General features: G+C 66.0%; 23 protein-coding genes. 14 read left to right on the plus strand and 9 right to left on the minus strand.

Going from position 1 to position 26,068, the window contains the following annotated elements; all coding sequences use genetic code 11:
* Together ACN5W5_RS10045 and ACN5W5_RS10050 are read right to left on the minus strand one after the other, a co-directional pair.
* A complete protein-coding gene (locus tag ACN5W5_RS10045; RefSeq protein WP_420048399.1) occupies positions 1–1,269 on the minus strand; it encodes a glycosyltransferase family 2 protein in 1,269 nt (422 codons plus the stop codon).
* Positions 1,270–1,329: 60 nt separating this feature from the next.
* Complete coding sequence (locus tag ACN5W5_RS10050; protein WP_420048400.1) at positions 1,330–2,067, minus strand: hypothetical protein; 738 nt, start codon at positions 2,065–2,067, stop codon at positions 1,330–1,332.
* Between the two features lie 549 nt (positions 2,068–2,616).
* Here ACN5W5_RS10050 and ACN5W5_RS10055 point away from each other — a divergent pair.
* From ACN5W5_RS10055 to ACN5W5_RS10085, 7 genes are all read left to right on the plus strand, one after another.
* Complete coding sequence (locus tag ACN5W5_RS10055; RefSeq protein ID WP_420048401.1) at positions 2,617–4,098, plus strand: nucleobase:cation symporter-2 family protein; 1,482 nt, start codon at positions 2,617–2,619, stop codon at positions 4,096–4,098.
* Positions 4,099–4,339: 241 nt separating this feature from the next.
* Positions 4,340–5,371, plus strand: coding sequence for an ABC transporter substrate-binding protein (locus tag ACN5W5_RS10060; RefSeq protein WP_420048402.1), 1,032 nt, complete (start codon positions 4,340–4,342; stop codon positions 5,369–5,371).
* A 68-nt stretch (positions 5,372–5,439) separates the two neighbouring features.
* Positions 5,440–6,273 (plus strand): ABC transporter ATP-binding protein, encoded by an 834-nt coding sequence (locus tag ACN5W5_RS10065; RefSeq protein ID WP_420048403.1) that lies wholly within the window; start codon positions 5,440–5,442, stop codon positions 6,271–6,273.
* A 10-nt stretch (positions 6,274–6,283) separates the two neighbouring features.
* Entirely contained in the window at positions 6,284–7,045 is a 762-nt protein-coding gene (locus ACN5W5_RS10070; protein ID WP_177136246.1) for an ABC transporter permease, read from the plus strand.
* Positions 7,046–7,163: 118 nt separating this feature from the next.
* The gene (locus ACN5W5_RS10075) at positions 7,164–7,637 is read left to right on the plus strand and encodes a nucleoside deaminase (RefSeq protein ID WP_420048404.1); all 474 of its coding nucleotides are present in this window, start codon (positions 7,164–7,166) and stop codon (positions 7,635–7,637) included.
* A 104-nt stretch (positions 7,638–7,741) separates the two neighbouring features.
* Positions 7,742–8,572, plus strand: a complete 831-nt coding sequence (locus tag ACN5W5_RS10080) for an urease accessory protein UreD (RefSeq protein WP_420048405.1) — start codon at positions 7,742–7,744, stop codon at positions 8,570–8,572.
* 82 nt (positions 8,573–8,654) lie between these two features.
* The gene (locus tag ACN5W5_RS10085) at positions 8,655–10,373 is read left to right on the plus strand and encodes a response regulator (RefSeq protein ID WP_420048406.1); all 1,719 of its coding nucleotides are present in this window, start codon (positions 8,655–8,657) and stop codon (positions 10,371–10,373) included.
* A 131-nt stretch (positions 10,374–10,504) separates the two neighbouring features.
* On the opposite strand, the gene urtE is transcribed toward ACN5W5_RS10085, so the two are convergent.
* The 7 genes from urtE to ACN5W5_RS10120 form a co-directional block, all read right to left on the minus strand.
* On the minus strand, positions 10,505–11,197 hold the full coding sequence (gene urtE, locus ACN5W5_RS10090; RefSeq protein ID WP_420048736.1) for an urea ABC transporter ATP-binding subunit UrtE: 693 nt from the start codon (positions 11,195–11,197) through the stop codon (positions 10,505–10,507).
* A 25-nt stretch (positions 11,198–11,222) separates the two neighbouring features.
* Positions 11,223–12,098, minus strand: a complete 876-nt coding sequence (gene urtD / locus ACN5W5_RS10095; RefSeq protein WP_420048407.1) for an urea ABC transporter ATP-binding protein UrtD — start codon at positions 12,096–12,098, stop codon at positions 11,223–11,225.
* Positions 12,095–13,216, minus strand: a complete 1,122-nt coding sequence (gene urtC / locus ACN5W5_RS10100) for an urea ABC transporter permease subunit UrtC (RefSeq protein WP_420048408.1) — start codon at positions 13,214–13,216, stop codon at positions 12,095–12,097. The genes urtD and urtC overlap by 4 nt, the downstream gene beginning before the upstream one ends.
* Before the next feature lie 5 nt (positions 13,217–13,221).
* Entirely contained in the window at positions 13,222–14,847 is a 1,626-nt protein-coding gene (gene urtB / locus ACN5W5_RS10105; RefSeq protein WP_420048409.1) for an urea ABC transporter permease subunit UrtB, read from the minus strand.
* Between the two features lie 140 nt (positions 14,848–14,987).
* Positions 14,988–16,250, minus strand: coding sequence for an urea ABC transporter substrate-binding protein (gene urtA / locus ACN5W5_RS10110; RefSeq protein WP_420048737.1), 1,263 nt, complete (start codon positions 16,248–16,250; stop codon positions 14,988–14,990).
* 159 nt (positions 16,251–16,409) lie between these two features.
* The gene (locus ACN5W5_RS10115; RefSeq protein ID WP_420048410.1) at positions 16,410–17,447 is read right to left on the minus strand and encodes a response regulator; all 1,038 of its coding nucleotides are present in this window, start codon (positions 17,445–17,447) and stop codon (positions 16,410–16,412) included.
* Complete coding sequence (locus ACN5W5_RS10120; protein ID WP_420048411.1) at positions 17,444–21,064, minus strand: ATP-binding protein; 3,621 nt, start codon at positions 21,062–21,064, stop codon at positions 17,444–17,446. The genes ACN5W5_RS10115 and ACN5W5_RS10120 overlap by 4 nt, the downstream gene beginning before the upstream one ends.
* A gap of 91 nt (positions 21,065–21,155) precedes the next feature.
* On the opposite strand from ACN5W5_RS10120, the gene ACN5W5_RS10125 reads away from it, so the two are divergent.
* The 7 genes from ACN5W5_RS10125 (at position 21,156) to ACN5W5_RS10155 (ending at position 26,048) form a co-directional block, all read left to right on the plus strand.
* The gene (locus tag ACN5W5_RS10125; RefSeq protein ID WP_420048412.1) at positions 21,156–22,019 is read left to right on the plus strand and encodes an SHOCT domain-containing protein; all 864 of its coding nucleotides are present in this window, start codon (positions 21,156–21,158) and stop codon (positions 22,017–22,019) included.
* Positions 22,020–22,077: 58 nt separating this feature from the next.
* Positions 22,078–22,380: an urease subunit gamma gene (locus ACN5W5_RS10130; RefSeq protein WP_420048413.1), complete on the plus strand. Its 303-nt coding sequence runs from the start codon at positions 22,078–22,080 to the stop codon at positions 22,378–22,380.
* 152 nt (positions 22,381–22,532) lie between these two features.
* Positions 22,533–22,694 carry a hypothetical protein gene (locus tag ACN5W5_RS10135; protein WP_420048414.1) on the plus strand — a complete coding sequence of 54 codons (162 nt, stop codon included), beginning with the start codon at positions 22,533–22,535 and terminating at the stop codon, positions 22,692–22,694.
* Positions 22,695–22,703: 9 nt separating this feature from the next.
* Positions 22,704–23,009 (plus strand): urease subunit beta, encoded by a 306-nt coding sequence (locus ACN5W5_RS10140; protein ID WP_177136236.1) that lies wholly within the window; start codon positions 22,704–22,706, stop codon positions 23,007–23,009.
* An 18-nt stretch (positions 23,010–23,027) separates the two neighbouring features.
* Entirely contained in the window at positions 23,028–24,746 is a 1,719-nt protein-coding gene (gene ureC / locus ACN5W5_RS10145) for an urease subunit alpha (protein WP_420048415.1), read from the plus strand.
* Positions 24,747–24,769: 23 nt separating this feature from the next.
* On the plus strand, positions 24,770–25,339 hold the full coding sequence (ureE, locus tag ACN5W5_RS10150) for an urease accessory protein UreE (RefSeq protein ID WP_420048416.1): 570 nt from the start codon (positions 24,770–24,772) through the stop codon (positions 25,337–25,339).
* Positions 25,326–26,048, plus strand: coding sequence for an urease accessory protein UreF (locus ACN5W5_RS10155; RefSeq protein ID WP_420048738.1), 723 nt, complete (start codon positions 25,326–25,328; stop codon positions 26,046–26,048). The genes ureE and ACN5W5_RS10155 overlap by 14 nt, the downstream gene beginning before the upstream one ends.
* Positions 26,049–26,068: the final 20 nt, after the last annotated feature.

Consider the following 26,068-nt stretch of genomic DNA (forward strand, 5'->3'; position numbering starts at 1 on the left):
CTAGCCGACCGGCAGGTCTCGCTCAAGCGGCTCGGTCATGAGGCCTTCTTCGGTCACACCGACAATGTCGAATGTGTCGACGACCACTTCGGGATCGAGTGGAACGAAGGCCTGGAAACCCGAGCCTTCGGGTGCCTGGGGACTCAGGTATCGCTGCGGCCCTTTGAGCTGCGGATCTGGTTTGTGCGCATCAAGCAATGGCGCGGGCTCGAATCGCTGAACGGCATGGATTTGCCCATTGATGACGGCCACCAGCTTCCCGATCTGGTGGCCCCGCCATGCATGGCACCAGCCCCGGATCAGCACGCCCTGCCTGGAGCGTTCGACAACGCCCACGCGCCCCCCCAGGGGGAGACGGTGGTGACCAGATACCCCGGCTGGCGGGTCTGACCATCCTGCCTTGTCCAACGCCGCTTCGATACGATCGATCTCGGCGTGCAACCGCTCCAGATAAGCCGGGTCGGGAAGTGTCTGGACCTCATCGTTTTCATGCCAGAGAAAATAGCTCTGGCTCAGGATGCGGGGGACAAATGCCCGGCCTTTGCTCCGCTTGCGTTGATCGAACTCCTGGTAAGACTTGACCACATAGTGGTTGATGCGGAACCCTTCCCAGCAAACGCGCTCACTTCGGATGTAGCGTTTTTCCGGAATATCGGCGTAGTCCGGGTGGGGTTGTCTGGGGCCGCCATCCGCGTGGAGGTGGCGGCATCCCGGCTTGAGAAGCGCATTGTGGGAACAGGTGAACTCCGCAAATTCGCTCGGACGCAAAATCGATTTGATGGGCGCGTTGGCGAAGTGGTCCTGCTGTGCATGCCAGGTAAATCGTTCAACGACCAGTTCCGGCCTCTGGTGCAGCTGTCCGCTTGACCCATAGGCAGCCCAATTGAGCACCAGCGCGCCCATGTCGGGATGTCGCTGGGCCAAACCCTGCACAAAGGCGGGCAACGAACGCTCTTCACCCATGGGCCAGATGAATTCATCGGCGTCGATGAAAGCCAGCCAGTCCACCTCATGGCCGTGTTCGCGCAGCAGCATCCTGTAGGCCGACAACTGGGGCCCGGCGCCGACCGGGTTGGGAAAGTGGTGACAGGTCAGGAAACCGCAGACAGCCAACGATTGCAGCAGCTCGGCGGTCCCGTCATCGCTGTCGTTGTCGGCGATGAAAAAACGATCGACGCCCAGCAGGCGATGATGGGCAAGCCATTCGACGACATAGGGTCTCTCGTTCTTGAAGATGGCGGCAACGCCGACGGTGGGAAGCCTGCTCATGGGTTCGGGTTGGCAAGGTCTCGCCGGTTGGTTCTCTTGATGAAGAAGTGGCTCATGGGTTCAGGACGGGATCCGACCTGGACGGATCAGTGGCACCTCCTCAGGCAACAGATGCGGATGGCGGTGCAGCTGGAAATGAACGCTGTGGTACAGCGCTGCAAGCCGTGAAAACAGCGCCTGTTCCTGAATCAGTTCCAGGGTAAAGCTGTTCGAGGCATCCGCCTGGTCAACCCGGGACCGCATGTGGCAGACCACTTCCCTGCGGAACTCCGTCGTGCAATGGCGCAAGGGATCTCTGCCAGCGTCGTGAAAAGGAACCACCCTGAGCGCGGGATGCAAGGACAGAAAGGTGGAGAAAAGCCGCTCCGTGATGAAGGGAAGAAAGGGCGCCTCGACCGTGTGGGGCGCCGCATCAAACACGGCCCTGGCTTCGGGAGCATCCGGGTTGGTTTCGAGAAAACGCGCGATCGGGTCCAGCACCCCGCCCACGTACGCCTGCCAGAACGCGGGCGTGCCGACCCAGAAGTTGCCGTAGCACAGGTTGGCCCCGTTGTGTCGCGGCGTGGCCGACAGATCCCAATCGATACCCGACGCCGCCAGAAGCGCCTGCGCGCGCTGCAACAGACCAGGATGCGTCGACTCGCCCTGCATCCAGACGTTGTAGGAGTAATAGGGGATGGTCGGAAAGACGTTGATGAAGCACACATCGGCTTCGGCATGCGATTGGGCGAAGTCGATGAACTGTTGCCCGTTGATGTTCGACTTGAGCTGGAACTTGGGCGAAAAGATGCCGGTCATGTCCGCGTTCGTGTGACCGCCCCGCCGGAAAAAATCGACAAAGATGCGGAACTCGCGCCAGGACGCGTACCGGTTGTCCGGCAGCGGCAAGGGCAGAAATGCCGCGTTCCTCAGGACCTGACCCGGGCGCCAGAGGGGCTCGTGGATGTCGACCCTGAATCGCTGCGATGGAGCGTTGTCGTTTCTGGGCAATGGGGGCACGAAGAACAGCTGGAAGAAAACGGTTGCGATAACACCAGGGGCCCACACGCAGACCATTGATCGAACCGGACTCGGCATCGCTCTTGGTGTTCGCGGGGCCCTTACTGACGAACGGTCAGTATAGAGGCATGAACGGTTATTGACATCACAGGTGTCTGCGCATTGCTACAGCAGGCCTTCCAGTTCGACCGGCACGCCAATTGCAAGGGTTTTCCCTATTCGACGCCCATATCGATGTACACATAATTTGTATACAGTTTTGCATGCGATGTTCGGATGCCATGCCCCGTGTCATCTGATGCGTCCCACCCGTCCCGCCCATCCCCACCCAGCACAAGGAGCTCCCCCATGACAACCACGGTCCATCCGGTTGACGAACGCCTGCCCGCCGGCAAGCTGGCCGCGCTCGGCCTGCAGCACGTGCTGGTGATGTACGCCGGCGCGGTGGCGGTGCCACTGATCGTGGGCCGTGCGCTCAAGCTCAGCCCGGAGCAGGTCGCGATGCTGATCTCGGCCGACCTGTTCTGCTGCGGCCTGGTGACGCTGATCCAGTCGCTCGGCGCCACCCAGTGGTTCGGCATCAAGCTCCCGGTGATGATGGGTGTGACTTTCGCTTCGGTCGCTCCCATGGTGGCCATGGCCAACAGCAACCCGGGCACGCAGGGCGCGGGCCTCATCTTTGGCTCCATCATCGGCGCGGGCGTGGTCTCGATCCTGATCGCGCCCATCGTCAGCCGCATGCTGCGCTTCTTCCCGCCGGTGGTCACCGGCACCATCATCGCGGTGATCGGCATCAGCCTCATGCGCGTCGGCATCAACTGGATCTTCGGCAACCCCTTCGGCCCCACGGCGCCGAGCATTCCCAGTCCTGAACACCTGGCCTGGCTGGAGGGTGTGAAGCAGGCGTCAGCCACCGGCGCCGTGCCCGCGGTGCCGCAGGGCCTGGCCATCGTGGGCAGCGTGCCCAACCCCAAATACGCGCAGCTCCCGCACATCGGCATCGCAGCCATCGTGCTAGCGGCCATCCTGCTGATCGCCAGATTCGCCCGGGGCTTCGTCGCCAACATTTCGGTGCTGCTCGGCATCGTCATCGGCGGCGTGATCGCCACCGCTGCCGGCCTAATGACGTTCGAGAAAGTGGCCAAGGCCCACTGGTTCGACATCGTGCTGCCGTTCGAAATCGCCGCGCCGGTGTTCGACCCCGTCCTGATCCTGACCATGAGCCTGGTGATGATCGTCGTGATGATCGAGTCCACCGGCATGTTCCTCGCGCTGGGCGACCTGACCGGCAAGAAGATCGACCAGAAAATGCTGACCGCCGGCCTGCGCACCGACGGCCTGGGCACCCTCATCGGCGGCATCTTCAACACCTTCCCGTACACCAGCTTCTCGCAGAACGTGGGCCTGGTCGGCGTGACCGGCGTCAAGAGCCGCTTCGTCTGCGTGGCCGGCGGCGTGATCCTGATCGTGCTCGGCCTGCTGCCCAAGATGGCGGCGCTGGTGGAATCGCTGCCGACCTTCGTGCTGGGTGGTGCGGGTCTCGTGATGTTCGGCATGGTCGCCACCACCGGCATCCGCATCCTGGCGGGCGTGGACTACAAGAGCAACCGCAACAACCTTTTCATCGTCGCCATCTCCATCGGCGTCGGCATGATCCCGCTGATCGCCCCCAACTTCAAGCAGTGGATGCCGCACACGATCCACCCGCTGATCGAGTCCGGCATCCTGCTGGCCTCGATCTCGGCGGTGGCGCTGAACCTGTATTTCAACGGCGGTCGGGGCGACGCCTCGGCGGCGATCGAAGCGGCGAAACACGCGGACGCCCATTGAGCAAGGCCCTTCGGGGCCTTTTTTGTGCGCATGCACATCTTGTTTTGGTGCATGCACGCGTCCACATGCACCGTTTCAGGGTTAGTCAGGATGACGCGCGGCGCCTCGCGACCAAGAATGTGTATACACATTTTGTGTGCGCCCGCCCCTGTCGACCGCTGCTGGCATCGTTTTTGCTCGATGACTGGCGTGCACGGGCTGCCGGCCCATGCCCTCAACGCATCCCCCCAACGGAGAAAACATGAACAAGCGCCACTTCATCCAGACCGCCGCCGCCCTCGCCACCTGGGCCGCTTTCGGCTCGGCCCAGGCCCAGACCGCCCTCAAGTTCCAGCTCGACTGGCGCTTCGAAGGCCCGGCCGCGCTGTTCCTGCAACCCGCCGCCAAGGGCTATTTCAAGGCCGCCGGCCTCGACGTGACGATCGACTCGGGCAACGGCTCCGGTGGCACCGTCACCCGCGTGGCCTCGGGCACCTACGACATGGGCTTCGCCGACATGGCCGCGCTGATGGAGTTCCACGCCAACAACCCGGACGCCCCCAACAAGCCGGTGGCCGTGATGATGGTCTACAACAACACGCCCGCCGCCGTGCTGGCGCTCAAGAAGAGCGGCATCACCAAACCCGCCGACCTGAACGGCAAGAAGCTCGGCGCCCCGGTGTTCGACGCGGGCCGCAAGGGCTTCCCGATCTTCCAGAAAGCCAACGCCGTGAGCAACGTGGCCTGGACCTCGATGGACCCGCCGCTGCGCGAAACGATGCTGGTGCGTGGTGACATCGACGCCATCACCGGCTTCTCGTTCACCTCGCTGCTCAACCTCGAAGCGCGCGGCGTGAAGGCCGAAGACGTGGTGATCCTGCCCTACGCCGACCATGGCGTGAAGCTCTACGGCAACGCCATCATCGCCAGCCCCAAGCTGATCAAGGAGAACCCGGCCGCCATCAAGGCCTTCCTGACCGCGTTCGCCAAAGGCGCCAAGGAAGTCATGGCCAGCCCGGCCGGCACCATCGGCACCGTGAAGGAACGCGACGGCATCATCAACGTGGCGCTGGAAACGCGCCGCCTGCAGCTGGCGGTGGACTCGGTGCTGGCCAGCCCCGACGCGCGCAAGGAAGGCTTCGGCCAGGTCAACCCCGGCCGGCTTTCTCTGATGGCCTCGCAGGTGTCGGATGCCTATGGCACCAAGACCCGCGTCGATCCCAAGGCGGTGTGGAACGGCAGCCTGCTGCCCAGCGCCGCCGAACTCAACGTGCTGCCGCCGGCCAAAAAATAAGCCCTTTCCAGACCAGGACCTGGGCCAGACACTCTGCGGAGCGGCTGGCCTTTTTTTCGGAAACCCGCATGTCCAACGCCTCCACCGCCGACAAACCCTTTGTCGATTTCGACCAGGTCTGGCTCGCCTACAACGACGACCTGCTGGCCAAGAACATCTTCGCGGTCGAAGACATCAACCTCAAAGTGAAGAAGGGCGAGTTCATCGCCATCGTCGGGCCTTCGGGCTGCGGCAAGTCCACCTTCATGAAGCTCACCACCGGGCTGAAGATGCCCAGCATGGGCAAGATCCTGATCGACGGCCAGCCGGTCACCGGTCCGCTCAAGATATCGGGCATGGCTTTCCAGGCACCCTCGCTGCTGCCCTGGCGCACCACGCTCGACAACGTGCTGCTGCCGCTGGAGATCGTCGAGCCTTTCCGCAGCCAGTTCAAGGACCGGCGCAAGGAATTCGAAGAGCGCGCCCGGAAGCTGCTGGAATCCGTGGGCCTGGGTGGCATGGAGAAGAAGTTTCCCTGGGAGCTCTCGGGCGGCATGCAGCAACGCGCCAGCATCTGCCGCGCCCTGATCCACGAGCCCAAGATGCTGCTGCTTGACGAACCCTTCGGCGCGCTCGACGCCTTCACACGCGAAGAACTCTGGTGCACGCTGCGCGACCTGTGGGAGGCGCAACGCTTCAATGTCATCCTGGTCACGCACGACCTGCGCGAAAGTGTGTTCCTCGCCGACACGGTGTACTGCATGAGCAAGAGCCCGGGCCGCTTCGTCGTGCAGCGCGAGATCGACATCCCGCGCACGCGCGATCTGGAGGTGACCTACACGCCGCAGTTCACCAACATCGTCCACGAGTTGCGGGGCCACATCGGGGCGATGCGCAAGGCCGGAACCGTGATCAACCAGTGAGAAGCACACCATGAACAAAAAACAAGTCGAACGCTGGTCGCCCTTTCTGCTGCTGATCGCCATCATCGTGATCTGGGAAGTGATCACCAGCGGCTTCGGCGTCTCGGAATTCATCTTCCCCAGCCCCTCGCGCATCTGGGAGCAGACGCTGGAACACAAGGTCACCATCCTGGGCCACGCCTGGCGCACCTACTGGGTGACGATGGCTGGCTTCGGCATCGCCATCGTGGTCGGTGTGCTGCTGGGCTTCCTGATCGGCAGCTCGCGCCTGGCCTACGCGGCGGTGTACCCGCTGATGACGGCCTTCAACGCCCTGCCCAAGGCGGCCTTCGTGCCCATCCTCGTGGTCTGGTTCGGCATCGGCGTCGGCCCGGCCATCCTGACCGCCTTCCTGATCAGCTTCTTCCCCATCATGGTCAACATCGCCACCGGCCTGGCCACGCTGGAGCCCGAGCTGGAAGACGTGTTGCGCGTGCTGGGCGCGAAGCGCTGGGACGTGCTCACCAAGGTCGGTCTGCCGCGCTCCATGCCCTATTTCTTCGGCTCGCTCAAGGTCGCGATCACGCTGGCCTTTGTGGGCACCACGGTGTCGGAAATGACGGCATCGAACGAAGGCATCGGCTACCTGCTGATCTCGGCCGGCAGCTCGATGCAGATGGGTCTGGCCTTCAGCGGCCTGCTGGTGGTGGGCGCGATGGCGATGGCCATGTACGAGCTGTTCAGCTTCGTCGAAAAACACACCACGGGCTGGGCGCACAGGCGGGCTGAATAGGCTCCCCCCCGCGTCGCCTGCGGCGCCACCCCCCAGGGGGCGACACTGGCGGCCCGGCAAAGCCGGTTCCGCGGTGTCCTGGCAAACTGCCCCTCCCTCCGCCGAGTTGGGTCACTACATGAACCAAGATCAAGTTTTACGTCATCTGCGGCGCGCCAACGAGGTGGCGCTGCGTGCGGCCATCATAGGCCGCCACCCTTTCGGAGCCTTGCTGGTCGCACCGGATGGCGAGACGGTGCTGGCCGAGCAGGGCAACATCGACACCGTGAACCACGCCGAGTCCACACTCGCTCGCACGGCGGCGGACAACTGGCCAGGGGAATACCTCGCGCGCTGCACGCTGGTGACCACCTTCGAGCCCTGCGCCATGTGCACCGGCACCGCTTACTGGGCCAACATCGGACGCATCGTCTACGGCGCCAGCGAGGAAACCCTGCTCGAGCTCACCGGCGGCCACGCAGAAAACCCCACGCTGTCGCTCCCCTGCCGCGAGGTCATCGCGCGCGGGCAGAAGGCCATCGAAGTGATCGGTCCGGTCGCCGAACTGGAGGCCGAGCTGCTGGCGCCGCACCGAGACTTCTGGAAATCATAGAGTCACAGAGCCCAAGTCATCCCGAGCCTTGACGGTACGGCCCATCACACCAACAAGAAGCGGGGAAGCCCCCCAGGGCACCGCCGTGAACCTAAACTCACGCTATGCCCTGGCACGCCCAACTCTTGCTCGACTACCGCCTTGACGCCCAGCGCACCGTTCTGCGCCACGAACACAACGGCCCGCTGCGCATCTTCAAGAGCCTCTACCCCGAGGGCGACGCGATCTGCCACAACGTCATCATCCACCCGCCCGGTGGGCTCGTGGGTGGCGATGTACTGGATGTGCGGGTGCACGTGGGCCGCGGCGCCCACGGCCTCATCAGCACACCGGGCGCCACGCGCTTCTACGCCTCCGACGGCCTGCCCACCACACAGCAGGTGAACCTCGTGCTGGACGCTGGTGCCCGGCTCGAATGGCTGCCGCTGGAAGCCATCGCCTACCCCGGCTGCCAGGCCCGCAACAGCCTGAGCGCCACGCTCGCCGAAGGTGCCGAACTGCTGGCCTGGGATGTCACGGCGCTCGGCCTGCCCACCGCCGGCCAGGCGTTTGACCAGGGCAGCTTCAACCAGCGGCTGGAGATCCCCGGCCTCTGGCTGGAACAGGCCCGCATCGACGCGGCCGACACCCGCCTGCTCGAATCGCCGCTGGGCCTGGGCGGTCAGCGCTGCCTGGGCACCCTGTGGCTGGCCAGCGGCACGCCGTTCAGCCGCGAGCGCCGCGAGCAACTGCTTGACGGGGTGCGCGCCATGCTCGACACCGCACCCGCGGGCGTGCAGGCCGGCGCCACCTGCCCCAACCCGCAGCTGCTGGTGGTGCGCGCCGTGGCACCCCTGGTGGAGCCCCTGATGGCGGCCTTGCAGCAGGTCTGGGCCGCCCTGCGTCCACTCGCCTGGGGCCTGGACGGCACCCCGCCTCGCATCTGGCGGGTCTGAGAAAAGCACCCGCATGGCCGGGCAATTCCGGCGATTGCGCGTGCCCGAGGCTGGGCAAAATGCACCAAGACCTCGTCCGCACATGTCCATCCACGCCAGCCCTCCGTTCATGTCCGCCCACCACACCGATCTCCACGATGCGCGTGCCCTGGTCATTGACGGCAATCCGCGCTCGCGCTCGATCCTGCTGTCGCAACTCAAGGAGTTCGGCGTCGGCACCATCGTGCAATGCTCCAGGCTGGTGGATGCCCGCACCAAGCTGGAGATGGGCACTTTCGACGTCGTGATCTGCGAGCACTATTTCGAGCGCGAGGAGTTGACGGGCCAGGACCTGCTCGACGACCTGCGGCGCAACCAGCTGCTGCCCTTCTTCACCGTGTTCGTGATGGTGACGTCGGAGTCGTCCTACAGCAAGGTCGCCGAGGCGGCCGAGTCGGCGCTCGACGCCTACCTGCTCAAACCCCACACCGCCATGGGCCTGGTCAAACGCATCTACCAGGCGCGCAAGCGCAAGATGGCGCTCAAGGACATCTTCACCGCGATCGAGGCCGAAGACTTCGAACTGGCGGGTCAGCTTTGCAAGCAGCGGTTTGACTCGCGCAAACCCTTCTGGCTGTATGCCGCGCGCATTGGTGCCGAACTCATGCTGCGCAGCGGCCACCTGAGCGAGGCCCAGCAACTCTACGAAGCCGTGGTCGCGGCCAAGACCCTGCCCTGGGCCAAGCTCGGCGTGGCGCGCGCGCAGCTCGAAGCCGGCTACCCGCAACGCGCCACCACCACCCTGGAGAGCCTGATCGAGACCGACCCGGGCTACACCGATGCCTACGACGTCATGGGGCGCGCGCAATTCGAGCTCGGCAATTTCCAGAACGCGCTGGCCACGTTCAAGATGTCCACCAAGCTGACGCCCTCGTCGGTCAACCGCCTGCTCAAGCACGGCATGATGGCCTGGTACGCCGGTGAGCGCGAGGAGGGCATCGAGCTGCTCGACAGGGCCACCCGCATCGGCCTGGACTCCAAGCTGTTCGACCCGCAGGCCCTGGTGTTGCTCGCCTTTGCGCGCCTGGACGACAACGACCAGCGGCGCCTGCTGCGCTGCGTCGAACATCTGGAACACCTGCGGGACCGCAACCCGGACAAGCCCCGGATCCCCCGCCTGCTCGACGTCGCACAGGCCCTGGTGGCCATCCAGGAATACCAGACCGCCCGCGCACTCGATGAAGTCCGGCGCATGGCCAAGACCATCCTCGAACCCGGGTTCGATTTCGAGTCCGCCAGCAACCTGCTCGCCCTCATGACCCGGCTGGCGAACAGCTCGATCCAGCTCTACGAAGTGGATGCCGCGGTGGACACCATGGGCCTGCGGTTCTGTACCAGCCGCGCGCTCACCGAATTGCTGGCCTGCGCGGCCACCGGGCGGACAGATTTCATCAACCGCATCCGGGCCGCCCACGGGGACATCCTCAAGCTCACCGAAGAAGCCATGTCACTCAGCCTCAAGGGCGACCCGCAAAGCGCGGTGCAACACCTGCTGGCCGATGGCGAGCGCACGCTGAACGCCAAACTCATCGAGTCGGCCCATCTGGTGCTGCTGCGCTACGAAGGCCGCATCGCGGACCATGCTGAGCTCAAGCAGCGGGCCCAGATGCTGCGTGAGCGCTACCGCACGACCGACATCCACGCGGGACTGGGCGAACAGGCGGCCACGGGCCGGGCGGCGGGCGGCATGTCGCTGCCGGCGGGCTACAAGCCGCCGCAGAAAACCGAAGGTCTGCTGGCGAAAGTCAATGCCACCGGGTAGACATGACCACCCCCATCGCGGCTCACTTCGTGTAGCCGCTCAGCCCCTCAAGAGGCAACAGCAGCGGCCCGGCGAAGCCGGTTCCTCGGCGCCCACTTGGTCAGGCACGCGCGCCGGCCGAGCTTCGGCCATCAGATCGCAACGAGCTGGCGAATGCCCTTGGCCTGCATCTCGCTGCCAGGACCGCTGGCGATGACTTCGCCGCGTTCCATCACCACGTACTGGTCGGCCAGTTCTTCGGCGAAGTCGTAGTACTGCTCCACCAGCACGATGCCCATGTTGCCGCGGTCGGCCAGCATGCGGATCACCTTGCCGATGTCCTTGATGATGTTGGGCTGGATGCCTTCGGTGGGTTCGTCCAGGATCAGCAGCTTCGGCCCGGCGGCCAGCGCACGCGCGATGGCCAGTTGCTGCTGCTGCCCGCCCGAGAGGTCGCCGCCCCTTCGACCCAGCATCTGCTTGAGCACGGGAAACAGCTCGAACAGTTCGGCCGGGATCGGTGTGCCGCCGCTCTTGTAGGCCAGGCCCATCTGCAGGTTTTCCTGCACCGTGAGACGGCCGAAGATCTCGCGCCCCTGCGGCACGAAACCCACGCCCATGCGGGCGCGTTCGTAGGGCGTGGCTTTGTCGATGGCCACGCCGTCGAGCGTGATGCTGCCGCTCTTAATGGGCACCAGGCCCATGAGCGATTTCAGCAGCGTGGTCTTGCCCACGCCGTTGCGGCCGAGCACGACGGTCACCTTGCCGAGTTCGGCGGTGAGGTTGACGTTGCGCAGGATGTGGCTGCCGCCGTAGTACTGGTTGACTTGTTTGACTTCTAGCAGGCTCATGGTGTGCTCCGTGTATGCCTCAACGGCCCAGATAGACCTCGATCACCCGTTCATCCGCCTGCACCTCATCCAGCGTTCCCTCCGCCAGCACCGACCCGTCACACAAGACCGTGACCTTCTCCGAGATGGTCCGGATGAAGCTCATGTCGTGCTCCACCACCATCAGCGAATGTTTGCCTTTCAAGGTGAGGAACAGTTGCGCCGTGCGCTCGGTCTCTTCATCGGTCATGCCCGCCACAGGCTCATCCAGCAACAGCAGCTTCGGGTCCTGCATCAGCAGCATGCCGATCTCCAGCCACTGCTTCTGCCCATGGCTCAGGTTGCCCGCCAGACGCGCCGCGCTGTCGGCCAGGTGGATGGTGGTCAGCACCTCGCCCAGGCGGTCCTTCTCTTCGCCGGTGGGGCGGAACACCATGCTGTGGCGCACGCGCTTGTCGGTCGCCAGCGCCAGCTCCAGGTTCTCGTACACGCTGAGCTGTTCGAACACCGTGGGCTTCTGGAACTTGCGGCCGATGCCCAGCGCGGCGATCTCCGGCTCGCGGTAGCGCAGCAGGTCGATGGTGCTGCCGAAGAACACGTGGCCGCTGTCGGGCCGCGTCTTGCCGGTGATGATGTCCATCATCGTGGTCTTGCCCGCGCCGTTGGGGCCGATGATGCAGCGCAGCTCGCCGGGCGCGATGTCCAGGCTCAGGCCGTTGATGGCCTTGAATCCGTCGAAGCTCACGTGCACGTCTTCCAGGTAGAGGATGCGGCCGTGCGTGGTGTCCACTTCGCCGGGCGTGTGGATGCGGCCGTAAGCCGCGGCGCGGCCACCCGATTCGGTCCGGCCCAGGACGCCCGCGGTCTGCAGTTTCTCGTAGCGCTGCGCGCCTTCTTCCATCAGGTCGGGCGTCATGCTCTCGCTCCACGGATTTTCTTCACCAGACCCACCACACCCTGCGGCATCCACAGCGTGACCGCGATGAACAGCGCGCCCAGGAAGTAGAGCCAGAACTCGGGAAAAGTCACGGTCAGCCAGCTCTTGGCGCCGTTGACGATGAAGGCGCCGATGATGGGCCCGACCAGCGTGGCGCGGCCGCCCACCGCGGCCCAGACCGCGATCTCGATGCTGGCGGCGGTGCTCATTTCACCGGGGTTGATGATGCCGACCTGCGGCACGTACAAGGCGCCGGCGACGCCGCACATCACGGCCGAAATCGTCCAGATCGTGAGCTTGTAGGGCAGCGGGTTGTAGCCGCAGAACATGACGCGGCTCTCGGCGTCGCGCACCGCCTGCAGCACGCGGCCGAACTTGCTGTTGACCAGCCAGCGCGCCCACAGAAAGAAGCCCAGCAGCGTGACACCGGTGAGCACGAACAGCGTCATGCGCATGTTCTGCGTGGCCAACGGCATGCCCAGGATGCGCTTGAAGTCGGTGAAGCCGTTGTTGCCGCCAAGGCCGGTTTCGTTGCGGAAGAACAGCAGCAGCGCGGCGAAGGTGAGGGCCTGCGTGATGATGGAGAAATACACGCCCTTGATGCGCGAGCGGAAGGCGAAGTAGCCGAACACGAAGGCCACCAGGCCCGGCACCAGCACGATCAGCAGCAGCGTGGCAATGAAGCTGTCGGAGAGCGCCCAGTGCCAGGGCAGTTCCTTCCAGTCCAGGAAGACCATGAAGTCGGGCAGCTCGCTCTTGTAGTTGCCATCGGTGCCGATCTGGCGCATGAGGTACATGCCCATCACGTAGCCACCGAGCGCAAAGAACAGGCCATGGCCCAGGCTCAGGATGCCGGTGTAGCCCCAGATCAGGTCCATGGCCAGCGCGCAGATGGCGTAACACATGATCTTGCCCAGCAGGCCCACCATGTAGTCGCTCAGGTGGAACGCGCTGCCTTCGGGCACGAACAGGTTGAGCAGCGGCGCCACGGCGCAGACCACCAGCAGCGCCACGATGAAAGTGCTCCAGCCGGTGCGGGTGAGCAGCGGGCCGGCGTGCGGCAGCGTCACGGACGCAGGAACGGGGGGTGTGGTCATGTTGGTCATGCTTCGGCACTCCGGCCCTTCATGGCAAAGATCCCTTGCGGCCGCTTCTGGATGAAGACGATGATGAACACCAGCACCGCGATCTTGGCCAGCACGGCGCCCGCCCAGCCTTCGATGAACTTGTTGAGCAGGCCCAGGCCCAGCGCGGCGTACACCGTGCCGGCGAGCTGGCCCACGCCGCCGAGCACCACCACCATGAACGAGTCCACGATGTAGTTCTGCCCCAGGTCGGGCCCGACGTTGCCGATCTGGCTCAGCGCACAGCCCGCCAGCCCCGCGATGCCCGAACCGAGCGCGAACGCGTAGGTGTCGATGCGTGCGGTGTTCACGCCCATGCACGATGCGATGGGCCGGTTCTGCGTCACGCCGCGCACGAACAGGCCAAGCCGCGTGCGGGTGATCAGCAGCGTCACGCCGATCAACACGGCCGCCGCGAAGCCGATGATGACGATGCGGTTCCAGGGCAGGTTCAGGTTGCCCAGCAGGGTGACGCCGCCGCTCATCCAGCTCGGGTTTTCAACGCCCACGTTCTGCGCGCCGAACAGGCTGCGCACGCCCTGCATCAGCACCAGTGAAATGCCCCAGGTGGCGAGCAGCGTCTCCAGCGGGCGGCCGTAGAGGAAGCGGATCACGGTGCGCTCCATCGCCGCGCCGACCAGGGCCGAGGCCATGAAGGCCACGGGCAGCGCGGCCAGCAGGTACCAGTCGAACGCGCCCGGCAGGTAATTGCGGAACAGCGCCTGCACGCCCCAGGTGGCGTAGGCGCCGATCATGATCAGCTCGCCGTGGGCCATGTTGATCACGCCCATGAGCCCGTATGTGATCGCCAGGCCGAGCGCGGCCAGCAGCAGGATGCTGCCCAGGCTGATACCGGTGAAGGCCTGCGCCAGCGCGCTGCCGATGGCGAGCGTGCGGTCCAGCGCGTCCAGCGACGATTGCAGGGCGCTTTTGACGGCATCGCTGGTTTCGCTTTCCAGCCGTTGCAGCAACAGCGGGCGCACCTCGGGTTTGCGCGTCTCACCCAGCTTCTGCGCCGCGGCGAGGCGCTGCGCTTCGTCCTCGCTGGCCAGCAGCACGGCGGCCTGCGCCAGTTCCAGCGTCTGTCGGGCCTGGGGGTCGAGATCGGCGGCCAGCGCGCGTTCGATCAGCGGCAACTGCGCCACATCGGGTTCGTCAAAGCTGCCGCGTTGCAGGCTCAGCGCCGCTTCGCGCTGGCGCTCGGGGTCGCCGTCCACCAGCTGCATGCCGGCGAGCGCGGTCTCGAGCGCGCCGCGCATGCGGTTGTTGATGGTCACGTCCTGCGCTTCGTCGGTCAGCGCCACGGCCTCACCGGTCACGGCGTCCACCGCCGTTTCATCGCGCACGATCAGCACCTGCGTGCCCTGCACGCGCACGGCCTCGTCGGCCATGGCCTGGATCAGGGTGGCGGCGGCCTTGTCGTCCGTCGCCACGGCCAGCCGGTTCAGGGTGGCGATGCGCTCGTCGCTCTCGCCGGTGGCGAGCACCTGGGCATCGGCGGGGGTGAGCGCATAGGCCAGGCCGCTGGCCGCCAGGCAGCCCACCGCCAGCAGGCGAAGGGCGCTGTGCAGCAATCGGCCAGAAAAATGGGGGCAAGGACGCATGGGTCCGTCTTTCTCGGTTGGCTGCACAAGGGGCAGAAAGACTCGGGGGAAACAACGGAAAAACCAGGGGCCGGCTTGCAGCAGACACCGCCACACGGCGGCGCCCGCGCACCCGGCCCCTCCAGGGCCGGAGCCCCGGTTTACTTCATCATGGGCACGTTCTTCTTGCCCTTGTTTTCGGCGATGTAGTCGCTCCACGGGTCCGCGACCACCGGGCCCGGCGTCTTCCAGACCACGTTGAACTGGCCGTCGGCCTTCACTTCACCGATGAACACCGGCTTGTGCAGGTGGTGGTTTTCCTTGTCCATGGTGGACGTGAAGCCGCCCGGCGCCTTGAAGGTCTGGCCGGCCATGGCGGCGATGACCTTGTCGGTGTCGGTGCTCTTGGCCTTCTCGACCGCCTGTGCCCACATGTTGATGCCGATGTAGGTGGCTTCCATCGGGTCATTGGTCAGCGGCTTGTCTTTGTGGCCGGCAATGTTCTTGGCCTTGGCGTAGGCGGCCCACTTCTTGGTGAACTCGGCGTTGGTCGGGTTCTTCACGCTCATGAAGTAGTTCCAGGCGGCCAGGTGGCCCACCAGCGGCTTGGTGTCCACGCCGCGCAGCTCTTCTTCACCCACCGAGAAAGCGACCACCGGCACGTCTTTGGCCGACAGGCCGGCGTTGCCCAGTTCCTTGTAGAACGGCACGTTGGAATCGCCGTTGATGGTGGAGACCACGGCCGTCTTCTTGCCGGCGGCGGCGAACTTCTTGATGTTCGCAATGATGGTCTGGTAGTCGGAGTGACCGAAGGGCGTGTACTCCTCCATGATGTCTTCTTCCTTCACGCCCTTGGCTTTCAGGAAGGCGCGCAGGATCTTGTTGGTCGTGCGGGGGTACACGTAGTCGGTGCCCAGCAGCACCCAGCGCTTGGCCGAGCCGCCGTCTTTGCTCATCAGGTATTCGACCGCGGGAATGGCCTGCTGGTTGGGGGCGGCACCGGTGTAGAACACGTTCTTGGACAGCTCTTCGCCTTCGTATTGCACGGGGTAGAACAACAGGTTGTTCTTTTCTTCAAACACCGGCAGCACCGACTTGCGCGAGACCGAGGTCCAGCAGCCAAACACCGCGGCGACCTTGTCCTGGTCGATCAGCTGCTTGGCTTTTTCAGCGAACAGCGGCCAGTTGGAAGCGGGGTCGACCACCACGGGCTCCAGCTTCTTGCCCATCACGCCACCCTTGGCGTTGATCTCGTCGATGGCCATCAGGGCCACGTCTTTCAGCACGGTTTCCGAAATCGCCATCGTGCCCGACAGGCTGTGCAGCACACCGACCTTGATCGTGTCGGCAGCGTGGGCGGAAAGACCAAAAGCGCCCAGGGCGGTGGCGACCGTCAGGGCTTTGAGGGTGAATCGGCGTTGCATCATGAAGACTTCTCCAGGTTCGAAAACATCCGTTGAGGGGGTGACTCTTGCCGCCGTTGTCTCCCTTGTTCGGGCGTTTCACAGCGGACAGACGGATGCTAGGGAGAACCCGGACCAGCGTATGTACGCCGGGTGGCGTATGTGGGGCGTATGGGCGCCTCAGCCTCCGTGCTGCGGCTGCAGCAACGGCACGCGGTTGATCGCCATCGCCGCCGCCGCCGTGCGGGTTTCCACGCCGAGCTTGGCGTAGATGCGCTCCAGATGTTTTTTCACCGTGGCGGGACTCGACCCCAGGATGTCGCCGATGTCGCGGTTGATCTTGCCCTTGGCCACCCAGTACAGCACTTCGGCCTCGCGCGCGGTGAGGCCAAAGGCCTGGCCCATGGCTTCGAGCACGCTGGCGTCCGAGGTTTCCTGCATCACGATCAGCCAGTCGCCGCCTTCGCCCGGCGCTTCGACGGTTTCGCTCCCGTCCTGGTCGCCCACGCGCTGGTGCAGCCGGAAGGTGAGGCGGCGTGGGCCGTGGTCGAGCGTGAGGCGCGGCGGCTCGCGCTGTGCCTGGGCGTCTTGCAGGTGGCGGCGCAGCCACTGCAGCACGGCGGCCGGGGTCTCGGGTGCGGTGGTACCGCAGTAGCGCTGCAGCAGGTCGCGCGCCAGCGGGGTCTGCCACATCAGGCGGCCGTCGCGCTCGCGCACGGTGATGGTGGCGTAACCGAAGGCGTCGAGCGCGTAGCGCGCCTGGCTGCGCTCGACCGCGCCCTGGCGCACGTGGCGCGCGGTGCGCAGGTGCACGCCCATGCGCGCCATCACCTCGCGCGGCTTGATGGGCTTGGTCACGTAGTCGGCGCCGCCGGCGTCGAGCGCGGCCACCAGGTGCTCGGTCTCGGTGAGGCCCGTCATGAAGATGATGGGAATGGCCGCCGTGGCCGGGTCGGCCTTGAGGCGGCGCGCCACCTCAAAGCCGTCGATGCCGGGCATGACCGCGTCAAGCAGGATCACATCGGGCAAGGCCTGCGTGGCACGGCGGATGGCCGACTCGCCATCGAGCGCGACCAGCACGGTGTAGCCGGCTTCGTCGAGCGCGTCGTGCAGCGGTGCCACGTTGTCGGGCACGTCGTCCACGATCAGCACCACCAGGGCATCGGGCGGGGGCAGTTGCGCCGACAGGCGCTCGGGTGAAGGGGTGTCGGTGTTCATGGAAGCGTGGCGCTTTGTTGCAGGCGCTGTTCGATCGCTTCGAAGCGGAACTCGCGCGCCAGGGTGCGCAGACCCTGGGCAAAGTCGGCCTGCTCGGGGCGCTGGCGCACCCAGTCGTCGAGCCAGTTGACGATGCCCTTGTAGTAACCCAGGCGCACCAGTTCCAGCAGCGGCGCCAGCTCGGCCGCGCTGCTGGCGACCGGAGCCTGAGGCGCATGCGCCCGCTGTCCGGCCTGCATCGCGCCCTCTGCCGTGATCCATTGCAGGCCCAGGCGCTGGCCCAGCCAGACCAGCAGGTCTTCGCGCCGCACCGGCTTGACGAAGAAGTCTTGCGGGCTGTGGCCGAGGTCGTTGTCCAGGCCCTTGTCGAAGGCGTTGGCCGAGACGATGGCCAGCGGCACCCCGCCCCAGCCGCGCGCGCGCAGCCGGCGCAGGGTTTCCCAGCCGTCGATGCCGGGCATGGCGAGGTCCATGAAGATGGCGTGGGGCGCGCCCTCGCCCGCCGGGTCGAGCGCCTCGACGATGGCCAGCGCATCGTGGCCGCTGGTGGCGAGCAGCACTTCGAAGCCCAGTGGCTGCAGCCAGCGCGCGATCAGTTCGCGGTCGCTCTCTTCGTTGTCCACCACCAGCACGCGCCGGCGCGCGCCTTCGTAGGCGGTGATCGACGGCGCCACCGTCTCGCGCCGCACCACGGCGCCGTGCAGCTCCGGCAGAAACAGGCGCACGCTGAACACCGTGCCCTCGCCCAGCGTGCTGCGCACCGTCATCTCGCCGCCCATGAGGTCGGTCAGCATCTTGGCGATGGTCAGGCCCAGGCCGGTGCCGGTGCTGCCCGCACCGGTCGCGGCAGCGGCCTCGGCCTGGCCGCGCGCGAAGGGTTCGAACACACGGTCGAGTTCCTGCACGGCCATGCCCGGGCCGGTGTCGTGCACCTCGAAAACGGCCATCTCGCGCGCGTGCGTCACGCGCAGCCGCACCTCGCCCTGGCGCGTGAACTTCACCGCGTTGCCCAGCAGGTTGATGAGGATCTGGCGCAGGCGCTTCTCGTCGGCGCGCACGGCGTCGGGCAGGCGGCTGCCGCTTTCGAACGTGAAGCGCAGCCCCTTGGCCGCGGCCTGCAGCTCGAACATGCTCGCCACTTCCTGCATGGCATCGGCAAAGGCCATGGGTTTCACATCGAGCTTGAGCTTGCCGGACTCGATGCGCGCGATGTCCAGCGTGCCCTCGATCAACGACAGCAGGTGTTCGCCGCCGCGGTGGATGACCTTGATGGCCTGCGCGCGGTGCGGCGCGATGTCGTCGTCTTCCTGCAGCAGCTGGGCGTAGCCGAGGATGCTGTTGAGCGGCGTGCGCAGCTCGTGGCTGATGGTGCTGATGTAACGGCTCTTCGCCTGGTTGGCCAGGTCGGCGGCCTGGCGCGCGCGCTGCAGCTGTTGGTCGGTCTGGCGGTGCGACTCGATCTCGTGCATGAGCAGGCGCGTCTGGCGGTTCGACTCTTCCTGCGCCACCAAGCGGCTCTTGTGCGCCAGCACCAGCCACCAGGCCACCGTCGCGGCGATCAGCAGCAGCGCGGCGTAGACCCGCAGGAAGCCGGTGCGCAACGCGGCTTCAAGCAGGCTGGCGTCGGCCACCGCCTGCAGCCCCTGCCCCAGGCCCTGCACCTGCTGGCGGTACAAGAGCCCAAGCACGGCCGCCAGCACCGGTGCCACCACCAGCATGAGCAACAGGTAGTGCGCGAGGCCCGCTTCGAGATAGCGCCACATGCGCTGCGGCAGCACCGTGCGCAAGGCACCCTGCCACTGCTCGGAGAGGCGCGCGTGGGGTTTGCACAGGTCACCGCAGCGCGCATCGAGCGTGCAGCAGAGCGAACAGATGAAGCCTTGATACGCTGGGCAGTGCGCCATGTCCGGCGCTTCGTACTCGCGCTCGCAAATCACACACTTGAGAACTCCCCCCGCGCTGGACTTGGATGCACCCCCCGCGTCGCCTGCGGCGTCACCCCCCTCCAGGGGGGCAACACCAGCGGCCGGGCGAAGCCCGTTCCGCGGTGTTTCTGGGTGGCCTCCCCCTTTCACGTCGCATCCTTCGCATGATCTTCCTCCGCAGGTTTCGCTTTGTCGTGCGATGTAGTACTTCCCCTGCGTTGCCCATGCGATCAGCGGCGACGCCACCAGCGCCGTCACCATCGCGATCACCGCCGAAAACGCCCGCGCCGTGTCGCCCATCAGGCCCAGGTGTGCCGCAATCGACAGCGCCGAAGCCAGGCCCATGGCGCCCACGCCCACGGGGTTGATGTCGTACAGGTGCGCACGCTTGAACTCGATGCCCGGCGGGCTCCAGCCCAGCGGCTTGTTGATCACCAGATCGGCCACCACCGCCATGATCCAGGCGATGGCGAGGTTGCTGTAAAGCCCCAGCACCTCGCCCAGCGCGCGGAACACGTTCATCTCCATCAACATGAAGGCGATCAGCGTGTTGAACACCACCCACACGACGCGCCCCGGGTGGCTGTGGGTGAGGCGCGAGAAGAAGTTGCTCCAGGCCAGCGAGCCGGCGTAGGCGTTGGTGACGTTGATCTTGAGCTGCGACACCACCACGAACAGCGCCGTCGCCACCACCGCCCAGCCGTAGTTCGGGAACACGTACTCGTAGGCCGCGAGGTACATCTGGTTCGGATCCACCGCGCGGTCGGGCGGCACCATGTGGCTGATGGCCAGGTAGGCCAGCAGCGCGCCGCCCAGCATCTTGAGCACCCCCAGGATCACCCAGCCCGGCCCGCCGGCCAGCACACCGGCCCACCAGCGCCAGCCCTTGCCCGGCTCTTTCGCGGGCATGAACCGCAGGTAGTCGGCCTGTTCGCCCATCTGCGTGATGAGCGCGATGCCAACCGTTAGGGCGGCACCAAAAAGGTGCCAATCAAAAACCGCGCCCGCACCAGATTCGCCACCGTAGTGCACCACATTGGAGAATGCACCGGGATCGAGCGTCCACACCGCCCCGAAGGGCACCAGCATCATCACCAGCCAGAGCGGCTGGGTCCAGACCTGGAAGCGGCTGATGACCGATACCCCGTAGGTCACGAGCGGGATCACCACCAGCGCGCAGATCAGGTAACCCCAGGCCGGCGGAATGTCCAGCGCCAGCTCCAGCGCGTAGGCCATGACCGCCGCTTCGAGTGCGAAGAAGATGAAGGTGAACGAGGCGTAGATCAGCGAGGTGATGGTCGAGCCGATGTAGCCGAAGCCCGCGCCGCGCGTGAGCAGGTCCATGTCGACGCCATAGCGCGCGGCGTAGATGCTGATGGGCAGGCCGGCCAGAAAGATGATCAGCCCGGTGACCAGGATGGCCCAGAACGCGTTGACGAAGCCGTACTGCACCAGCAGCGTCGCGCCCACCGCTTCAAGAATGAGGAACGAGGCGGCACCGAACGCCGTGTTGGCCACGCGCCATTCGCTCCACTTGCGAAAGCGCTGCGGCGTGTAGCGCAGCGCGTAGTCTTCCATGGTCTCGCTGCCCACCCAGCTGTTGTAGTCGCGGCGCACCTTGATGATGCGTTGCGGCGCCTCGCCCAGGGGTGCGGCGCTGACGGGGGCGGGAATGGCGGACTCGGGGTTCACCCCAGGGCCGGTGCAGCTTTCATGCCACGGCTGCCAGAGCGACGGGCATCTGCGAAACTGCAACGTCCATCACCGGACGGACACCTTCAGCATGCGACAACTCTCCCCCCAGGGTCAGCAGACCCTCAACGACATCGCGCAGCGCCACGGCTTCAGTTTCGACGCCACGCTCTCCATGCTCGAATCCGTGATCAACGGCAACGGCAGCATGGCCCAGTTCAACCACCCCGAGTTCAGCGGCTCGGGCCAGTGGATGCGCGGCGGCATGACCATGGTGTCGGACATGTTCAACAACTACCTGAAGGGCCGGGTCGACAACCTGTGCAGCGAGCTGTCCAACCTGATCGCCAACCAGCCCGACCTGCTGCGCAGCGGCAGCTTTCAAAGCCAGAGCCAGGGCGGCAGCGCCTACCACCAGATCCAGGCCAACCACGCTGGCGACGGCGTGCAGAGCCAAAGCGAAAACGGATCACAGGTGAGCGGCTTCGGCGCCAACAGCCTGTTTGTGCCGCCCGCCCCCGGTACCAGCGGCGACTGGTGGCCCGCCGACCTGCGCTGGCCCAACAGCACCGGCGCCCAGAACAACGTGCGCTACGCCTATTTCGCGCAGGCGCGGCGCCTGGCGATCGAAGTCCATGGCTCGGTCACGGTGTACGACACGCTGGACCACCAGATCGGCAGTTTTTCGCAGCAGCAATCGGCGGGCGGCACGCTGTCGTTCTCCAGCCAGTACGGCCTGATCGACGTGGCCAGTCTGCCCGTGATCTCGCGCGACGGCATGGCCGTGCCAGCCCCGGCACCGTTATCAGGCGGCTTTCAGCCCAACAACCCACCCGATGCCGGTTCGCCGGACATCTTTGCCGCCATCGAGCGCCTCGCCGGCCTGCACGCCAAGGGCCTGCTGACCGACGGCGAATTCAGCACCAAGAAAGCCGAGCTGCTGGCCCGGCTCTGAGCGCGACAAGGGCACGGAATTTGCTCACAGGCTTCACCAAACGACCACAGAACGCGCCATGGAACTCACCCCTCGAGAGAAAGACAAGCTGCTGATCTTCACCGCCGCCCTGCTGGCCGAGCGGCGCAAGGCGCGCGGCCTCAAGCTCAACTACCCCGAGGCCGTGGCCCTGATCAGCGCCGCTGTGATGGAGGGTGCCCGCGACGGCAAGACCGTGGCCCAGCTCATGAGCGAAGGCCGCGACGTGCTCACGCGCGCCGACGTGATGGAAGGCATCGCGGAAATGATCCCGGACATCCAGGTGGAGGCCACGTTCCCGGATGGCACCAAGCTGGTAACGGTGCACCAGCCCATACCTTAACCCCCCCGCCGCAGTATTTGACCCACCCCCGCCGCGCTGCACGCGACCCCCTCAAGGGGGCGATGCGAGTGGCCCGGCGAAGCCGGTTCCACCGCATCCCTGGATTCAGACATTTCGCGCCGACCGCCTGCTTTTTATTTTGGAGCCCTGACATGAAATCGCTGCTCACCATCGCCGCCTCCCTGACCGCCCTGCCCGCCCTCGCCCACGACGGCCACGGCCTGTTCGGCAGCCACTGGCACCCCACCGACGCGCTGGGTTTTGTGGCGGTGGCCGGCCTGATCGCGCTGGCGGTCTGGTTGTCGAAGAAGTGAGGGGCGGCCATGATCCCCGGTGAATACTTGGTGGACGCGGGCGAACACGCCCTCAACCCCGGCCGCCGCACGCTCACGCTGGTGGTGCAGAACACCGCCAACCGCCCGGTGCAGGTGGGCTCGCACTACCACTTTGCCGAGACCAACGCCGCGCTCGGCTTCGATCGCGACGCCGCCAAAGGCATGCGCCTGAACATCGCGGCCGGAACCGCCGTGCGCTTTGAGCCCGGGCAACAACGCACGGTGGAACTGGTGGACTTTGCCGGCGACCGCGTCGTGATCGGTTTCCGTGGTCTGGTACAGGGCGCCGTCTAAGCAGTCAGGATCAACAACATGGCAAGCATCCCCCGCAGCGCATACGCCGACATGTTCGGCCCCACCGTCGGCGACCGTGTGCGACTGGCCGACACCGGCCTGATCGTGGAAGTGGAAAGAGACTTCACGCTCGCCGCCGGCGGCTACGGCGAAGAAGCGAAGTTCGGCGGTGGCAAGACCATCCGCGACGGCATGGCGCAGAGCCAGCGCACGCGCGCCGAAGGCGCCGTGGACACGGTGCTGACCAACGCGCTGATCATCGACCACTGGGGCATCGTCAAGGCCGACATCGGCTTGAAGGGCGGGCACATCGTGGCCATCGGCAAATCGGGCAACCCCGACACCATGCCCGGCGTGGACATCGTCATCGGTCCGGGCACCGAGGTCATCAGCTGCGAGGGCAGCATCGTCACCGCCGGCGGCATCGACAGCCACATCCACTTCATCTGCCCGCAGCAGATCGACGAAGCCCTGGCTTCGGGCGTGACCACCATGCTCGGCGGCGGCACCGGCCCGGCCACCGGCACCTTCGCCACCACCTGCACGCCCGGCCCCTGGCACATCGAGCGCATGTTGCAGGCGGCCGACGGCTTCGCCATGAACCTGGGCTTCCTCGGCAAGGGCAACGCCAGCCAGCCCGCGCCGCTGCGCGAGCAGATCGATGCCGGCGTGATCGGCCTCAAGCTCCACGAAGACTGGGGCACCACGCCCAGCGCGATCAGCAACTGCCTCGATGTGGCCGAGGAAACCGACACCCAGGTGGCCATCCACTCCGACACCCTGAACGAGTCGGGCTTCGTCGAAGACACCATCGCCGCCACCAAGGGCCGCACGCTCTGCGCCTTCCACACCGAAGGCGCCGGCGGTGGCCACGCGCCCGACATCATCCGCGTCGTCGGCGAGGCCAACTTCCTGCCCTCGTCCACCAACCCGACCATGCCCTACACCGTCAACACGCTCGACGAACACGTCGACATGCTGATGGTCTGCCACCACCTCGACGCCGGCATCCCCGAGGACCTCGCCTTCGCCGAGAGCCGCATCCGCCGCGAGACGATCGCGGCCGAAGACATGCTGCACGACATGGGTGCCATCAGCATCATGAGCAGCGACAGCCAGGCCATGGGCCGCGTGGGCGAAGTGGTGATCCGCACCTGGCAGACGGCCGACAAGATGAAGAGCCAGCGCGGCACGCTGCCCGAAGACAGCAGCCGCAACGACAACTTCCGCGTCAAACGCTACATCGCCAAGTACACCATCAACCCCGCCATCGCGCACGGCATGTCGCACATCGTCGGCTCGCTCGAAGTCGGCAAGTGGGCCGACCTGGTGATCTGGAAGCCGGCCTTCTTTGGCGTCAAGCCCGCGCTGGTCCTGAAGGGCGGCAGCATCGCGCTGGCCGCCATGGGCGACCCGAACGCCTCCATCCCCACGCCGCAGCCGGTGCACTACCGGCCGCAGTTCGGTGCCTTCGGCCGTGCACTCGCCAAGGGCAGCCTCACTTTCGTTTCGCAGGCCAGCCTGCGCGCGGGTGTGGGCGAGCGCTACGGCCTGCAGAAAGCCACCGTGGCGGTGCAGGGCTGCCGCAGCATCACCAAGGCCAGCATGGTGCACAACAGCTACCTGCCGAAGATGGAGATCGACCCGCAGCGCTACACCGTGCGCGCCGACGGCGTGCTGCTGACCTGCGAGCCCTCCAGCAAACTTCCGATGGCCCAGCGATACTTCCTGTTTTGATAGCAACACGGGAAGGTATTTCAATGCTTCAGGTCTCCAAGTTGGTCCCACAAGGCCAAGGGCTGGCGCCGGTGCTGGTTCGCCGCGCCGCCACCCTCACGCTGGACTGGGACCTTCGCCAGAAGAGCCGTTTTGACGCCGAATCGTCGGACGGACGCCGCGTCGGCGTGTTCCTGCCCCGCGGCACCGTGGTGCGCGGCGGTGATGTGCTGATCACGCAGGATGGTTCGCTCATCCGCGTGGTCGCCGCGCCGCAAACCGTGCTGAAGATCACAGCCTGCACCGCGCACGATCATCACCACGAACACAGCGGCGCCTTCGACCTCATGCGCGCCGCCTACCACCTGGGCAACCGGCACGTGCCCATCGAACTGCAGCCCGACCACCTGAAGATCGAGCCCGATCATGTGCTGGCTGACATGTTGCGCGCGATGCACCTCACCGTGGCCGAGGTGCGCGAGCCGTTCGAACCCGAGAGCGGCGCCTACGGGCAGCAGCACGCCAGCGGGCGCGGCCATGCCCATGGCGACCACCATGCGCACGCGCACCATGCCCACGGACACGATCACGCCGCTGGACATGGACACGGCTGAGGCCAGCGCCGGCTCGTCGCCGCGCTCGGCCGCGGGTTTGCTGCAGATCCTGTGGCTGGCCTCACCGGCCTTGCCAGTGGGCGGCTTCTCCTACTCGGAAGGTCTGGAAGCCGCGGTCGACGCGGGCCTGGTGAGCGACGAGGCCAGCGCGGCCCGATGGCTCATCGACCAGCTCCACCTGGGCCTGGGCAGGACCGACCTGGCCGTGGTGGCCCAGGCCATCCCTGCCTGGCGCATCGACGATCTGGCCCGCATCCAGGCACTCAACGCCTGGGTCCTGCAGACCCGGGAAACGTCGGAGTTCCGCTTGCAGACCGAACAGATGGGGCGCTCGCTGCTGGAGTGGGCGCGCAACCTGGGCGAACTCGGCGCGGGCGTGTTTCAGCGCCTGCAGTCGGCTGCACTCAACCCCGCCAGCTACCCCGTGGCCATGGCCTGTGGCGCCGCCAACACCGACGCCAGCGTGCGCGACAGCCTGATCGGTTTCGCCTTCGGCTGGGCCGAAAACATGGTGCAGGCGGCCATCAAATCCGTGCCGCTGGGCCAAAGCGCGGGCCAGCGCATGCTGGCGCGGCTGGCGCGCGAAATCCCGACCGCGGTGGACCACGCGCTCGGATTGACCGACGACACACGCCAGGCCTTCACGCCCCTGCTGGCCATCCACTCGGCGCGCCACGAAGTCCAATACTCCAGACTCTTCAGGTCCTGACTTTCCCCTTTCGGGCTGAG

It is taken from the genome of Hydrogenophaga sp. ZJX-1, assembly GCF_048590325.1.
Taxonomy (GTDB): Bacteria; Pseudomonadota; Gammaproteobacteria; order Burkholderiales; family Burkholderiaceae_C; genus Hydrogenophaga.